11 protein-coding genes are annotated in these 13,935 nt (G+C 57.2%); 9 read left to right on the forward strand and 2 right to left on the reverse strand.

The features are described from left to right. Nucleotides 1-95: 95 nt before the first annotated feature. Both AC13CN_RS08515 and map read right to left on the reverse strand, forming a co-directional pair. Nucleotides 96-2,771: a [protein-PII] uridylyltransferase gene (locus tag AC13CN_RS08515; RefSeq protein ID WP_253556993.1), complete on the reverse strand. Its 2,676-nt coding sequence runs from the start codon at nucleotides 2,769-2,771 to the stop codon at nucleotides 96-98. Further along, a complete protein-coding gene (gene map / locus AC13CN_RS08520) occupies nucleotides 2,771-3,562 on the reverse strand; it encodes a type I methionyl aminopeptidase (RefSeq protein WP_062360004.1) in 792 nt (263 codons plus the stop codon). The genes AC13CN_RS08515 and map overlap by 1 nt, the downstream gene beginning before the upstream one ends. 322 nt (nucleotides 3,563-3,884) lie before the next feature. Between map and rpsB the strand changes: the two genes are divergently transcribed. The 9 genes from rpsB (at nucleotide 3,885) to bamA (ending at nucleotide 13,935) form a co-directional block, all read left to right on the forward strand. Beyond that, nucleotides 3,885-4,634, forward strand: a complete 750-nt coding sequence (gene rpsB, locus AC13CN_RS08525) for a 30S ribosomal protein S2 (protein WP_044629723.1) — start codon at nucleotides 3,885-3,887, stop codon at nucleotides 4,632-4,634. 214 nt (nucleotides 4,635-4,848) lie between these two features. Further along, nucleotides 4,849-5,718 (forward strand): translation elongation factor Ts, encoded by an 870-nt coding sequence (gene tsf / locus AC13CN_RS08530; protein WP_054644934.1) that lies wholly within the window; start codon nucleotides 4,849-4,851, stop codon nucleotides 5,716-5,718. A gap of 122 nt (nucleotides 5,719-5,840) precedes the next feature. Continuing rightward, nucleotides 5,841-6,611, forward strand: coding sequence for a UMP kinase (gene pyrH, locus AC13CN_RS08535; protein WP_044629721.1), 771 nt, complete (start codon nucleotides 5,841-5,843; stop codon nucleotides 6,609-6,611). Between the two features lie 4 nt (nucleotides 6,612-6,615). Continuing rightward, nucleotides 6,616-7,173 carry a ribosome recycling factor gene (frr, locus tag AC13CN_RS08540; RefSeq protein WP_044629720.1) on the forward strand — a complete coding sequence of 186 codons (558 nt, stop codon included), beginning with the start codon at nucleotides 6,616-6,618 and terminating at the stop codon, nucleotides 7,171-7,173. A 106-nt stretch (nucleotides 7,174-7,279) separates the two neighbouring features. Continuing rightward, the gene (gene uppS, locus AC13CN_RS08545; protein ID WP_044629719.1) at nucleotides 7,280-8,065 is read left to right on the forward strand and encodes a polyprenyl diphosphate synthase; all 786 of its coding nucleotides are present in this window, start codon (nucleotides 7,280-7,282) and stop codon (nucleotides 8,063-8,065) included. Continuing rightward, on the forward strand, nucleotides 8,058-8,879 hold the full coding sequence (locus AC13CN_RS08550; RefSeq protein WP_058579690.1) for a phosphatidate cytidylyltransferase: 822 nt from the start codon (nucleotides 8,058-8,060) through the stop codon (nucleotides 8,877-8,879). The genes uppS and AC13CN_RS08550 overlap by 8 nt, the downstream gene beginning before the upstream one ends. After that, the gene (gene ispC, locus AC13CN_RS08555; protein ID WP_253556992.1) at nucleotides 8,876-10,072 is read left to right on the forward strand and encodes a 1-deoxy-D-xylulose-5-phosphate reductoisomerase; all 1,197 of its coding nucleotides are present in this window, start codon (nucleotides 8,876-8,878) and stop codon (nucleotides 10,070-10,072) included. The genes AC13CN_RS08550 and ispC overlap by 4 nt, the downstream gene beginning before the upstream one ends. Nucleotides 10,073-10,115: 43 nt before the next feature. Further along, nucleotides 10,116-11,474 carry an RIP metalloprotease RseP gene (gene rseP, locus AC13CN_RS08560; RefSeq protein WP_062359994.1) on the forward strand — a complete coding sequence of 453 codons (1,359 nt, stop codon included), beginning with the start codon at nucleotides 10,116-10,118 and terminating at the stop codon, nucleotides 11,472-11,474. A 100-nt stretch (nucleotides 11,475-11,574) separates the two neighbouring features. Further along, complete coding sequence (gene bamA / locus AC13CN_RS08565) at nucleotides 11,575-13,935, forward strand: outer membrane protein assembly factor BamA (protein ID WP_367399281.1); 2,361 nt, start codon at nucleotides 11,575-11,577, stop codon at nucleotides 13,933-13,935.

A 13,935-nucleotide genomic window follows, 5' to 3' on the forward strand; every position in this document is an offset into this window, starting at 1 on the left:
GGAACTGTGGGCAAAACCATTTATCGAACCGCCGATTATAGGCAAGCCCTGGGGCAGGCTCAAACCTAACCACCAGGGTGTGCCTGCTTTCTAGGTTAAACCCCCAATACCTCAATCAGTCGTTCGCGGAGCTGCTGCTGGCGTTCGGGGTCGGTGAGCGGCTCGCCTGCTTTGGTGGTGATGAAGAAAACATCTTCAACCCGTTCGCCTAGCGTGGCAATTTTAGCGGCTGAGAGCGAGATATCCTGCTCCATGAAAATGCGCCCTACCCGAGCCAGCAGACCGGGGCGGTCGGGGGCGGTCAGTTCCAGTAGGGTGCGTTCATTGGCCGGATCCTGCTCGATCACCACTTCGGTAGGCACTTTGAAGTGCTTGAGCTGGCGCGGCGTGTGTCGAGTGACGATTTCTGGATAGTCATCCGGGTCATCCAGCTCTTCTACCAAGTGCTGGCGCATCTCTTCAATGCGCTCCGGGTCGCGAATCGGCTGGCCGTGGCTATCCAGCACGATGAAGGTGTTGAGCGTCCAGTCGTTGTGGGAAGTAGCAATGCGCGCATCGTGAATCGAGAGCCCGAGCTGTTCCATGGCGGCGGCGGTGGCGGCGAACAAGTCATCCACCGAGCGGGTGTGAATGAACACTTTGGTGCCGCCTTCGGCCATGTCGGCGGTGGGGGCGCTGATCAGCACCAACGGCAGCGGTGACGGCTGGTGGGCCAGAATGCCTTGAGTCTGCCAGACAATTTCGCTGGGTGCGTACTGCAGGAAGTAATCTTCCCCCAGCGACTCCCAGAGCTGGTCTATTTGGCCACTATCGACGCCGACTGTTTGCAGCAGCGAGCGCGCCTCAGTACGGGTTTCGCGCACCCAGTCGTCTCGATCCGGTGGATTTTTCAGCCCACGGCGCAGAGCACGTTTGGTTTCCGCGTGGAGCTGGCGCAAAAGCGATGCCCGCCAGCCGTTCCACAGCGTGGGGTTGGTGGCGTTGATATCGGCAACGGTGAGCACATAGAGGTAGTCCAGGCGGGTTTCGTCGCGCACGATCAGCGCAAAGTCGCGGATTACATCCGGGTCGCTGATGTCGCGCTTTTGGGCGGTCATCGACATCAGCAGGTGATGCTCCACCAACCAGCTGACCAGGTTGGTGTCGTGCTGGGAAATATGGTGGCGATGGCAGAATTGTTCGACGTCACGGGCGCCGATTTCAGAGTGGTCTCCGCCGCGCCCTTTGCCGATGTCGTGGAACAGGCCAGCGATCCACAGCAGGTCCAGCTTGGGCAGCAGATGGATCAGGTTGGCGGCCACCGGGAAGTCGTCTTTTGCCTCGGGCTTGCGGAAGCCGTGCAGGAATTTCAGCAGGCGCAGGGTGTGGGCGTCCACCGTATAGATATGGAACAGATCGTGCTGCATCAGCCCCACCGCGCGGCCGAACTCCGGCAGGTACTTGCCGAGAATGCCGTAGCGGTTCATACGCCGCAGCTGGCGAGGGACGTTACCCGGCGCGCGCATAATGGCCATAAACAGCCGCTGGTGGCGTGGGTCTTCCCGGTAGTGGTCGTCAATTTGGTGGCGGTGGTCACGAATCAGCCGAATAGTATCGGCGCGTACCCCTTCGATTTCCGGATGCTTGGCCATCAGCAGAAAGAGTTCTAGCATGGCCGCCGGGCGCTCGCGGAACAGGTTGCGGGAGCGCGCCTGGATGTAGCCGCCCTTGGTTTCAAAGCGTTCGTTCAGCTTAACGGTTTCCAACGACTCCTTGCCGCGCAAAATCACTTCGTCGAAGTGCTGTAGCAACATATCGTTGAGCCCGGCGAGGGCCGTCACGTGGCGGTAGTAGCGTTTCATGAACTGCTCGACCGCGAGCCGCTCGGGGGTATCCCTAAAGCCAAACATCTCGGCAATGGTGCGCTGGTGATCAAACAGCAGGCGGTCTTCGGCACGGCCTGTGAGCATATGCAGGGCGTAGCGCACCTGCCAAAGAAACGCCTGGCCCTGGCTGAGAATGCGCAGCTCCGCGTCATTCATAAAGCCGTTGGCGACAATATCGGTGTACTGCTCGGTGCCGAAGTGACGCTTAGCCACCCAGCCAATCATCTGGATATCCCGCAGGCCACCGGGGGAGCTTTTGAGGTTGGGCTCCAGGTGGTACTCGGAGTTGTTGTAGCGGTAGTGGCGAGCAATTTGCTCTTGCCACTTGGCTTCAAAAAAGCGGTCGGCGGGCCACAGGTTCGGGGTGCTCAGGCGCTCGCGCATCTTCTCACGCAGACTTTCCGGCCCGGCAATGAGGCGCGACTCCAGCAGGTTGGTAATCACTGTGACGTCTGCTTCGGCTTCCCGCTCGCAGTCGTTGAGCGAGCGAACGCTGTGGCCAATCTCCAGGCCGATATCCCAGAGGAAGGTGATAAAAGCGCTCAGCGGCTCCCGGTAGGGGGTATCGTCGTCGTGCTCAAGCAGCAAGAGCAGATCAATATCCGAATGGGGATGCAGTTCACCACGCCCGTAGCCGCCCACGGCCACCAGTGCAACGCCGTCGTCGGGCCAAGCATGCTGCGCCCAGGCAATGGCGAGGAGCTGGTCAAGATACCAAGCCCTGCCGCGTACCAAGTCGCGAATATCGCTGCCGGCGCGAAAGCGTTCATCCAGGCGTGCTTGGATTTCCCGCAGCGCGGCTTTAAACGGGGCGATAGGAGAGCGCGACCCGGCAAGCTCGGTGCGAAACAGGTCGAGATCGAAAAGCGACGTGTCCGGCTCGAACCGGTAGTGGTGAAGAAGCATCAGGCGTTCAGAAAGCTAAAGTCTTCGTCGCTGCGCGCAGTGAGCACGTCAACGCCGGTGTCGGTCACTAGCAGGGTGTGTTCCCACTGGGCCGAAAGACTGCGGTCTTTGGTGACGGCGGTCCAGCCGTCGCGCAGCACTTTGGTTTTGTAGCCGCCCACGTTAATCATCGGCTCGATGGTGAAGCACATGCCCGCTTCTAGGCGGATGTCGGCATCCGGTGCATAGCCGTCGTAGTGCAGGAACTGCGGGTCTTCGTGGAAGTCCGCGCCAATGCCGTGGCCGCAGAAATCACGTACCACCGAGTAACCATGGGCTTCGGCGTGCTGCTGAATCACACGGGCAAGCTCAGAAAGACGCACGCCGGGTTTCACCAGCGCAATGCTTTTATATAGGCACTCTTGGGTGATGCGGCACAGCCGTTCGCCCTGAATGGTGTCGCCCACCACGAACATCACGCTGGAGTCGCCGTGGTAGCCATCCGGTGTGCGCACGGTGATATCCAGGTTCATGATGTCGCCGTTTTTGAGCTTTTTGGCGTCATCGGGGATGCCGTGGCACACCACGTGGTTGATGGAGGTACAGGTTGCTTTGGGAAAGCCGTGGTAGTTCAGCGGTGCCGGTGTCGAGCCCAGCTCGTTAACAATGTACTCGTGGCACAGACGGTCGATCTCGCCAGTGCTAATGCCCGCTTTAACGTGGGGAGTGATCATTTCGATAACGCTGGCCGCCTGGCGACCGGCTTCGCGCATTTTCTCGATTTCAGAAGGCGTCTTAATAGGAACGTTCATGAATTCTCGATGTGGCTTCTGGGTAAGTGATGGGTCGCAAATGAAAATGCCGAAACGCGGCTGCGACTTCATCTTGGCAATGATCTATGGTATAAAGCCGCGCGCTTTCCTGCAATCGCCATCCAATGCTTCTATACTGGCTGGCGCTACGCGAAAGGGCAACGAGATCGCAACGCAGCACCGCTGGGTTGCACAACAGCAAGCCTTGAAAACACACATGCACCGGCACATGGTCCCGGGTGCCTTTAGCGACGTTTAACGACGCTACTGGTCGGATCCATGGGGTGCGTGGAGGCCTAACCCGAGTTTCAGGAGTTTTACCATGTCTCACGTTAATATGCGTGACCTGCTGAAAGCAGGTGCTCACTTCGGTCACCAAACCAAGTACTGGAATCCGAAGATGGGCAAATACATCTTCGGCGCGCGCAACAAGATTCACATCATCAACCTCGAGCACACCCTGCCGGCGCTGAACGAAGCGATCGACGTGGTCGAGAAGATGGCGGCATCCAACAACAAAATTCTGTTTGTTGGCACCAAGCGCAGCGCTAGCAAGATCATCAAAGAAGAAGCGAATCGCGTTGGCCAGCCGTTCGTCAACCATCGCTGGTTGGGCGGCATGCTGACCAACTTCAAGACCATTCGTCAGTCCATCAAACGGCTGCGTGATCTGGAAGTGATGCGCGAAGACGGCACCTTCGAGAAGCTGACCAAGAAAGAAGTCTTGATGGCCACGCGTGAGCAAGAGAAGCTTGAGCGTTCTATCGGTGGTATCAAGAACATGGGCGGCCTGCCGGACGCACTGTTTGTGATCGACGTTGACCACGAGCGCATCGCGATTAACGAAGCCAACAAGCTGGGTATCCCGGTTATTGGCGTGGTAGATACCAACTCTAACCCAGATGGCGTTGATTACGTGATCCCGGGTAACGATGACTCCATCCGCGCTATCCAGATCTACGTGAAGGCGATTGCCGACGCGTGTGGCCGCGCGAAAGAAGGTCGTCCGGACGAGTTCGTCGAAGTGACTGAAGAAGCCGCTTCCGCCGACACAAGCGCAGCTGCCGAGTAAGGCTGCAGTGGTGCGGCGGGCAGGTTGAGCCGCATCGTGTTAAGAGGGGGCCTTATGCCCCCTTTTTCCCGCTTTGAGTTCGCTCAGGCGGGCCGATCATGCCGGATGAATGCCGGCAAGCGCTCTGCACAGTGATACGCAACGGTCATCTATCGTGCTTATACTCTGTAGCGCGTTTAACTCTCAGTTAGAACCATTTCCGAGGTGAAATCTCATGGCAGCTATCAGCGCCTCTCAGGTTAAGGAACTGCGCGAACGTACCGGTCTTGGCATGATGGAGTGTAAAAAAGCACTCACCGAAGCCGACGGTGACATCGAAGTCGCGATCGAAAACCTGCGTAAAAGCTCTGGTCTTAAAGCCGCGAAAAAAGCGGGTCGTACCGCTGCAGAAGGTGCGGTTGTTACTCGTGTAGCAGAAGATGGCAGCTACGGCGTAATGGTCGAAATCAACTCTGAAACCGATTTCGTTGCCCGTGACGACAACTTCATCGACTTCGCCAACAAGATTGCTGATGCGTTCTTTGCGGCGAAAAACGAAGACGTTGCAGCGGTGATGGCGGGTGACCTTGAGTCCGCTCGTGAGCAGCTGGTTCAGAAAATCGGCGAAAACATCGGCGTGCGTCGTGCCGTGGTCGTGAATGCCGTTGAAGGTGGTCTGGTGGGCGAATACGTTCACGGTGGCCGTATTGGCGTTCTGACCGTTCTGAAAGGCGGCACCAGCGAAGCAGCCAAAGATGTTGCGATGCACGTAGCGGCGATCAACCCGGCGGTTGCGCATCCTGAAGAGATGCCGCAAGAGCAGCTGGACAAAGAGAAGGCAATCATCCTGGCCCAGCCGGACATGGCCGGTAAGCCTGAGCAAATCGCTGAGAAGATGGTTCAAGGCCGCCTGAAGAAGTACCTGGCCGAGAACAGCCTGACCGAGCAGCCGTTTGTTAAAGACCCGAACCAGTCCGTTGCTGAATTCGTCAAAGCAGCTGGTGGTGAAGTGGTTAGCTTCACTCGCTTTGAAGTGGGCGAAGGCATCGAGAAAGAAGAAGTCGACTTCGCTAAAGAAGTCATGGAACAGGCTGGCCGTCGCTAAGGTCAGAGGTTCCAGTAAGAAGATGGCGTGCGCGCGAGCGCACGCCTTCGTGTATCCGGCCCCTGTGAAATACAGGTGCCGCCTCGCCCACCTGTGCCCAGGTCTGCCTCAGGAGAGATGCCATGTCACGTGATGTTCAAGAGTCTACCCCCACTGCGGCCCCCAAAATCGATAAGTCAAAGTCAAAATACAAGCGTATTTTGCTGAAGCTATCGGGCGAAGCGCTGATGGGTGAGCACGATTTTGGTATTGATCCAAAAGTGCTGGATCGTATGGCGCTCGAGATCGGCCAGCTGGTCGGTATTGGCGTACAGGTCGGTATTGTGATTGGTGGTGGTAACCTGTTCCGTGGTGCGGCGTTGAACGAAGCCGGCATGGATCGGGTCACGGGTGATCACATGGGAATGCTGGCAACGGTGATGAATGCCCTCGCCATGCGTGATGCTCTGGAGCGCTCTAATATTCGCTCGCGGGTGATGTCAGCGATTCCCATGAGCGGTGTGGTGGAGCACTATGACCGCCGCACTGCCATCCGTTATTTAACGTCTGGCGACGTGGTGCTGTTCTCTGCTGGCACCGGTAACCCTTTCTTTACCACCGACTCTGCTGCTTGTTTGCGCGGCATTGAAGTGGATGTAGACGTTGTCATCAAGGCCACCAAGGTGGACGGCGTGTACAATAAGGACCCGGTGAAGCACCCCGACGCCGTAAAATACGACCAGCTCTCCTATGACGACGCTCTGGATCAGAAACTGGGCGTAATGGATTTGACCGCAATCTGCCTGGTACGTGACCATGATATGCCGGTGCGGGTATTTGATATGAACAAGCCTGGTGCCCTGCTCAACCTCGTGGTTGGGGGCAAGGAAGGCACGCTGATAGACAGAGGGTAACAACGTGATCAACGACATCAAGAAAGATGCAGAGTCTCGCATGAAGAAGAGCGTTGAGGCGCTGCACAGCAACTTCAACAAGATCCGCACGGGTCGCGCTCACCCCAGCATCCTGGATGCCGTGACCGTTGAGTATTACGGTGGCCAAGTGCCGCTGAACCAAGTGGCTTCTGTCAACGTTGAAGACGCCCGTACCCTGGCGGTGGCTCCTTGGGAGCAGTCCATGGTGGCTAAAATCGAAAAAGCGATCATGACCTCTGACTTGGGCCTCAACCCCTCAAGCGCAGGCAACGTGATTCGTGTACCGATGCCGATGCTGACCGAAGAGACGCGCAAGGGTTACATTAAGCAGGCACGTAGCGAGGCAGAAAACGCGCGCGTGGCTGTGCGTAACGTTCGTCGTGATGCTAACGGTGATTTCAAATCCTTGCTTAAGGATAAAGAAATTACCGAGGACGATCAGCGCCAGGGCGAAGACGAAATCCAGAAGCTGACCGATAAATATATCGCTGAGATCGATAAGGCACTTGCCGCAAAAGAACAGGATCTCATGCAGGTTTAGTGATTGTTGTGAACATCACTGCCTGCGTTCACTTAGCCACGGGTAGCTCAGCTGCCCGTGGGCCATCGCTTGGCTTACTTATGACTGATCTTTGGTGCGAGAACCCATGATGTCTCCGCAGCTTCCCCAAGAGCAGCCGGGCGGCACGACGCTTTCTCTATCCGAGGAAGCACTGCCGTCTCATGTTGCTATCATTATGGATGGTAACAACCGCTGGGCGCGGGCACGGGGGCTGTCGGGAGTGCGCGGCCACCGCGCCGGTGTTGAATCCGTGCGCGCGGTGATCGAGCGTGCGGTCGAGCGAGGCGTGCAAACGCTGAGCCTGTTCGCCTTCTCCAGTGAGAACTGGAAACGTCCTGCCGCTGAGGTGAATGCGCTGATGGAGCTGTTTTTGATGGCGCTTAAACGCGAAGTCAAAAAACTTAATGAGCGCAATATCCGTCTGTCGATTATTGGCGAACAGCGTGGCTTTTCCCCCGCGATTCAAAAGCATATTCAGCGCGCCGAAGCGCTGACCGCCGAGAACACGGGCATGCATCTGGTGATTGCCGCGAACTACGGCGGCCAGTGGGACATCGCCCGCGCCGCCCGCCAGCTCGCCGAGCAGGTGGCTACCGGAAAGCTGGCGCCCGAGGCCATCGACGAAGCGCGTTTGGATGCGGCCATGAACACCGATCAAGTACCGCCGGTGGATCTGTGCATCCGTACCAGCGGCGAGCAGCGGCTCTCGAACTTTATGTTATGGCAGCTGGCCTATGCCGAGCTGCACTTTTCGCCCTTGTTATGGCCAGATTTTGATGGGGCGGCCTTCGACAAAGCGCTCGATGATTTCTGCTTACGACGTCGCCGTTTTGGCATGACCGACGAACAAATAGAGGCGCAAGGTGCTTAAACAGCGGATGATCACCGCAGCCTGGTTAGCTCCTGTCACGCTAATTGGTCTGTTTGGATTACAGGGAGGTGCCTTTGCGCTGTTTACAGCGCTGATCGTGCTGTTAGGTACCTGGGAATGGACCAACTTGGCGGGGGTTATCGTCTCGCGCACGCGCCTGGTGCTGGTGGCCGGTATGGCGGTGCTCATGGCCCTGCTGTGGCTGAGCGGCGCTGCCTTTGCAGTTTGGCCGTTGTGGCTGGCCGCAGCTGGCTGGTTGCTGAACCTCTACTGGGTGACGCACTACCCGGAAAGCAGTCAGCAGTGGCAAGCCACTTCACGCCGTCTACTCATGGGCGTTTGGGTACTGTTGCCGTGCTGGGTAGGTTTTAACGTGCTGCGTGATAGCGGGGCGGTGTGGCTTCTGTTTGTGATGCTGCTGGTATGGACGGCAGACATTGGCGCCTACTTTGCTGGTCGCCGCTGGGGTAAGCGCAAATTAGCCCCGCGGGTTAGTCCAGGCAAGTCCTGGGAGGGCGTGTATGGGGGGCTTGCTGCCACGATGCTGCTAGCCCTACTGTTTGCCCTTTGGCAGCCCCTTGGAGTGATGGGGGGCGTGGCGCTGATCGTGATTACCGCAGTGGTGACGCTGACTTCAGTGCTTGGCGACCTGTTTGAAAGTATGTTGAAACGCTACCGTAATATTAAAGACTCCAGCCAGCTGCTGCCGGGTCATGGTGGTGTGCTGGACCGTATCGATAGTCTCACCGCAGCCATCCCCATCTTTGCGCTGTTGTATCTGCAGGTACTATCACTTCAGGTGAGCGCGCTATGAGTCACGTCTCGGTTCAGTCGGTCACTGTGCTCGGTGCCACCGGTTCCATCGGTAAAAGCACCTTGGATGTCATCGCGCGCCATCCGGAGCGTTACCGCGTCTATGCCCTAACGGCGCATACCTCAAAAGAGGCGCTGCTTGACCAGTGTAAAGCGCACTCTCCCCGGTTTGCCGTGTTGGATGACGTCGCCGATGCCCAATGGTTGCAGCAAGCGCTCCGCCAAGCAGGCTCCAACACTGTGGCGCTGGCGGGGGAGGATGCGCTGTGCGAGGTCGCCCAAGCGCCTGAGGTCGACACCGTGATGGCGGCGATTGTCGGGGCGGCAGGCCTGTTGCCGTCGCTGGCGGCAGCCGAAGCCGGTAAGCGCGTGCTATTGGCCAATAAGGAGGCCCTGGTGATGAGCGGGGCGCTGTTTATGGATGCCGTGGCACGCTCCGGGGCGACGCTGTTGCCGATCGATTCTGAACATAATGCCATCTACCAGTGTCTACCCAGCGAGCATCGCGGCGGATTAGCCAAACACGGCGTGCGTCAGCTGCTTCTAACCGCATCGGGCGGGCCGTTTCGCGGCTGGTCGGCTGCCGATATTGCTAACGTAACACCAGAGCAGGCCTGTACTCATCCTAACTGGTCCATGGGACGTAAAATCTCCGTAGATAGCGCCACGCTGATGAATAAAGGACTCGAATTAATCGAAGCGTGCTGGCTGTTTGATGCCACACCCGAGCAGATTCAGGTCGTTGTTCACCCGCAAAGCGTTATCCACTCTATGGCAGCCTATAACGACGGCTCTGTGATTGCTCAGTTGGGTAATCCCGATATGCGCACACCGATTGCCTATGGGCTTGCTTGGCCAGAGCGCATTGATGCCGGCGTGGAAACGCTAGATCTGTTCCAAGTTGCGCGGCTCGATTTTGAAGCCCCGGATGAAACACGCTTTCCCTGCCTGCGCCTGGCTCGGGAGGCGATGCAGGCAGGTGGGGCCGCTCCGGCGGTGCTTAACGCTGCTAATGAAGTTGCTGTTGAGGCATTTTTAGCGGGGAACATCGCGTTTGGTGCGATTCCGGACGTTGTCGCGAAGGTGATGGCTCTGCCGTATTCCGGTCAGGCGGATTCACTTGAACGCGTGCTTGCTGCGGACCGCTGGGCGCGAGAACAAGCCGCGCACACCATACGCCAGTTAACCGCTTAGCCTCAGCTATTGTTGAGCAGCGTGTCGTGCAAAGGAGCAAAAAGTGGGCCTGATACAGAATATCTTAGCCGTCATCGTGGTGCTGGGGCTGCTGGTGACCTTTCACGAGTTTGGTCACTTTTGGGTTGCACGCCGCTGCGGCGTCAAGGTGTTGCGCTTCTCCGTAGGGTTTGGCAAGCCGCTGTGGTCAACAATTGATCGCCATGGCACCGAGTTTGCGGTGGCGGCCATTCCATTGGGCGGCTACGTCAAAATGCTCGACGAGCGTGAAGCGCCGGTACCGGAAGAGCAGCTAGACCAAGCGTTTAATCGTAAAACCGTTTGGCAACGTATTGCTATTGTGGCCGCGGGCCCCATCGCCAATTTCCTGCTGGCTATTGTGGCCTACTGGGCGCTGTTTGTGGCGGGTACAACCACCGTAGCGCCAATAGTTGGCGATATTACGCCTAACTCCCCAGCCGCAGAGGCGGGGTTGGAGCAGGGGAGTGAAATTACCGCGATTCAGGGCGATGCAATGCGCTCCTGGGAAGAGATTAATTTAAAGCTGGTCTCCATGATTGGCTTCAGCGGTGATTTAACTATTGAGGCAGTGCCGGAAGGCGCTAGCGCCACCCGCAGCTATCAACTGCCGCTTAACAACTACATGGTTCGCCAGGATCCGCCACAGCCGCTGCAGAGCCTTGGCTTCTCGCCCTGGCGACCCGATGTGCCCGCCGTGCTTGGCCAAGTGGTGGATGGGCAAGCCGCCGCTGAAGCCGGGCTTCAAGCAGGGGATCGCATCGTCGCCCTTAACGGTGAGCCCATTAATGACTGGATGCAGTTTGTCGCGGTGATCCGCGATAGCGCAGGCGAGACACTGAGCGTTGGTTATCAGCGTAATGGCGAAGCAGGAACGCTTTCGCTCACGCCAAGACGTAATACGCTGGAGAGTGGTGCCGAGGTTGGGTACATTGGTGCCGGTGCAGAGCCGTTTAGCTGGCCTGAGTCGCTGCAGCGCGAAATTCGCTATGGGCCGATTGAAGCGGTTGGACAAGCGCTGTCGCGCACCGGTGAAATGGTGCTGCTGACGGTCGACGCCATTCGCAAAATGTTAGTGGGGTTAATTTCGCCCTCTAACCTATCGGGGCCGATCACGATTGCGCAAATTTCCGGAGACTCTGCGCGTGCTGGGGTAGAAGCCTTCGTTGGTTTTTTAGCGTATCTTTCGATTAGTTTAGGTGTACTGAATTTGCTGCCCATTCCCGTGCTCGACGGCGGTCATTTGCTTTACTATTTTGTCGAGGTCGTACGTGGGCGGCCGGTATCTGAGCAGACACAAGCGATAGGGCTGCGCATCGGACTTGCCATGGTTGGCACCCTGATGCTGATGGCGCTCTATTTTGATTTGATGCGCCTGTGGTAATAACGCGTGTAGCGCGCAGGATGCCTTGTCATCTGCCTGCACAAATGTATATGGTGCCTGTCTTAACCGACGGGCAGACCAACGCGAGCGAATTGACTGCATGAAAATCAAGACCCTTGGAATGGCGGCACTCTTGCTGGTAGGCGCCAGCGGCGCCCAGGCACAATCCTTTGATGTTTCGGACATTCGTGTGGAAGGACTACAGCGGGTATCCGCCGCCTCGGTCTTTAATGCGTTTCCTGTCAGTGCCAACGACCGCGTCAGTGAGCAGCAGCTGGCCGCTGCCGCACGTGACCTGTTTGCCACTGGCCTGTTCGAAGACGTCTCGCTAGCCCGGGAAGGCGATGTTCTGGTCATTCAGGTCGTCGAAAGGCCCGCCATTGCGCGTCTGAACATTACCGGCAATCGGCAGATTTCCGATGACGACCTGCGTAATGGTCTGCGTCAGTCTGGCCTGTCGGAAGGTCAGGTACTGCAACTCTCTACCCTTGACGAGATTGAGCGCGAGCTTGAGGGCGTGTATCAGGCTCAGGGTCGCTACAGCGCTGGCATTAATGTTGAGGTGGAAGAGATTGATGAGGGCCGGGTCCAGGTCAACATCGATATCAATGAAGGTGAAGTCGCCAAGATCCGCCAGATCAATATCGTCGGTAACCAGGATTTCGACGATGAAACCCTGCGTGAAGTGTTCGAGCTAAACGACCGCCCTGGCCGTATCTTCGGCTGGTTCTCGAAAGATGAGTACTCCCGAGAAGCGCTCTCTGGTGATATCGAACGCCTACGCTCGTTCTATCTTGACCGTGGCTACGTCAACTTTGATGTTACTTCTACGCAAGTCTCTATCGGCCCTGAAAAGTCAGAAATCTTTATCACCCTGAATATTGATGAAGGCAACCAGTATCGCGTGGGCGATATTCGTTTCGCTGGCGACCTTCAAATCAGCGAGAACGAAGCTCGTAATCTGCTGGAAATCAGCAGTGGTGATATTTTCTCTCGCGGAGAGGTGAACGCCTCCACAGAAGCATTGCGCCAGCGTTTAGGCGCCGAGGGCTTTGCCTTTGCCGATGTGCAGGGTGTCCCTGAAATGGCCGATGACGGTGAAACCGTCGATTTGGTCATTGCCGTTAATCCCGGCCAGCGGGCCTATGTTCGCCGCATCGAGTTCTACGGCAATACCACGACACAGGATGAAGTACTGCGTCGGGAAATGATTCAGCTAGAGGGCGCGCCTGCCTCCACCGAGTCTATTACCCAGTCGCGTCAGCGCCTGGAGCGGCTTGGCTTCTTCAGCCAGGTGGAAGTCGACACTCAGCCCGTACCGGGGCAGCCCGACCTGCTGGATGTCACCTACAACGTGGAAGAGCAGCCTTCCGGCTCCATCTCGGCCAGTGTCGGTTTTTCTCAAAGTGCCGGGGTGATTTATGGGGTAAGTCTAGCCCAGAATAACTTCCTGGGTACTGGTAATCGTGTCAACGTTGGTGCCCAGCGCAGTGACATCTTTACCAGTGTCAACTTTGCCTTTACCGACCCTTACTGGACGCTAGATGGTATTTCCCGCGGATATAACCTGTTTTACCGGAAAACCGACTATGCCAACTCGAATATCTCGAATATCTCGACGTTCTCGACCAATGCTTACGGTGCCGGTATCAACTTCGGCTACCCCATCAGCGAGCTGTCTCGCCTGAATTTTGATGCCAGCGTTGAAGATGTGACGGTGAAAACCTACTTTGACACCGCCTCTGAGATTCGCCGCTATGTAGAAGACCAAGGTGAGAATGCCCAAAGTCTCAAGCTAACGGCAAGCTGGACGCGTAATAACCTTAACCGTGGGATTATGCCCACCGCCGGTAACTACCAGCGCGTATCGCTTGAAACCGGCGTGCCAGGCAGCGATGCAGAGTACTACAAGCTTCGGGCCCGTGCTCAGCAGCTATTCCCGATTAACGATGACGAAACCTGGGCGCTGAAGTTTAGCGGTAACTTAGGCTATGCCGACACCCTAGGCAGTAATGACCCTTATCCGTTCTATGAGAACTTCTACGCGGGTGGTTTAGGCTCGGTGCGTGGCTTTACCTATAACACTTTGGGCGAGCGAACCACCCCTGCCCGCGAGGGTGGTCGTGACCGGACGATGGGCGGTAACGTTCTGGTAGAAGGTTCTGCGGAAGTGCTCTTCCCCATGCCGTTCGTCGAGAACCAGCGCTCGGTACAGCCTACGCTGTTCCTGGATGCGGGTAATACCTTCTTAAGCTCGTGCTACGATGTGCTGGAGGCAGACGCAGGACGTCAGCAGTGCAGCTCTGGCGTTGATCTGGGTGAGCTGCGCTACAGTGTTGGTATTGGCCTCTCCTGGCTAACCCCTGTCGGCCCGCTAACCTTCAGCGTGGCTGAGCCACTGAACGACGAAAGTGGTGACGATACGCAGTTCTTCCAGTTCTCGCTGGGTCAAACGTTCTAA

It is taken from the genome of Vreelandella sp. L-25 (genome assembly GCF_056857535.1).

Coding starts and splice junctions, on each gene's coding strand:
- AC13CN_RS08515 (WP_253556993.1), bottom strand. CDS start 2,771: ATGCTTCTTCACCACTACCGGTTCGAGCCGGACACGTCGCTTTTCGAT.
- map (WP_062360004.1), bottom strand. CDS start 3,562: ATGAACGTTCCTATTAAGACGCCTTCTGAAATCGAGAAAATGCGCGAA.
- rpsB (WP_044629723.1), top strand. CDS start 3,885: ATGTCTCACGTTAATATGCGTGACCTGCTGAAAGCAGGTGCTCACTTC.
- tsf (WP_054644934.1), top strand. CDS start 4,849: ATGGCAGCTATCAGCGCCTCTCAGGTTAAGGAACTGCGCGAACGTACC.
- pyrH (WP_044629721.1), top strand. CDS start 5,841: ATGTCACGTGATGTTCAAGAGTCTACCCCCACTGCGGCCCCCAAAATC.
- uppS (WP_044629719.1), top strand. CDS start 7,280: ATGATGTCTCCGCAGCTTCCCCAAGAGCAGCCGGGCGGCACGACGCTT.
- ispC (WP_253556992.1), top strand. CDS start 8,876: ATGAGTCACGTCTCGGTTCAGTCGGTCACTGTGCTCGGTGCCACCGGT.
- bamA (WP_367399281.1), top strand. CDS start 11,575: ATGAAAATCAAGACCCTTGGAATGGCGGCACTCTTGCTGGTAGGCGCC.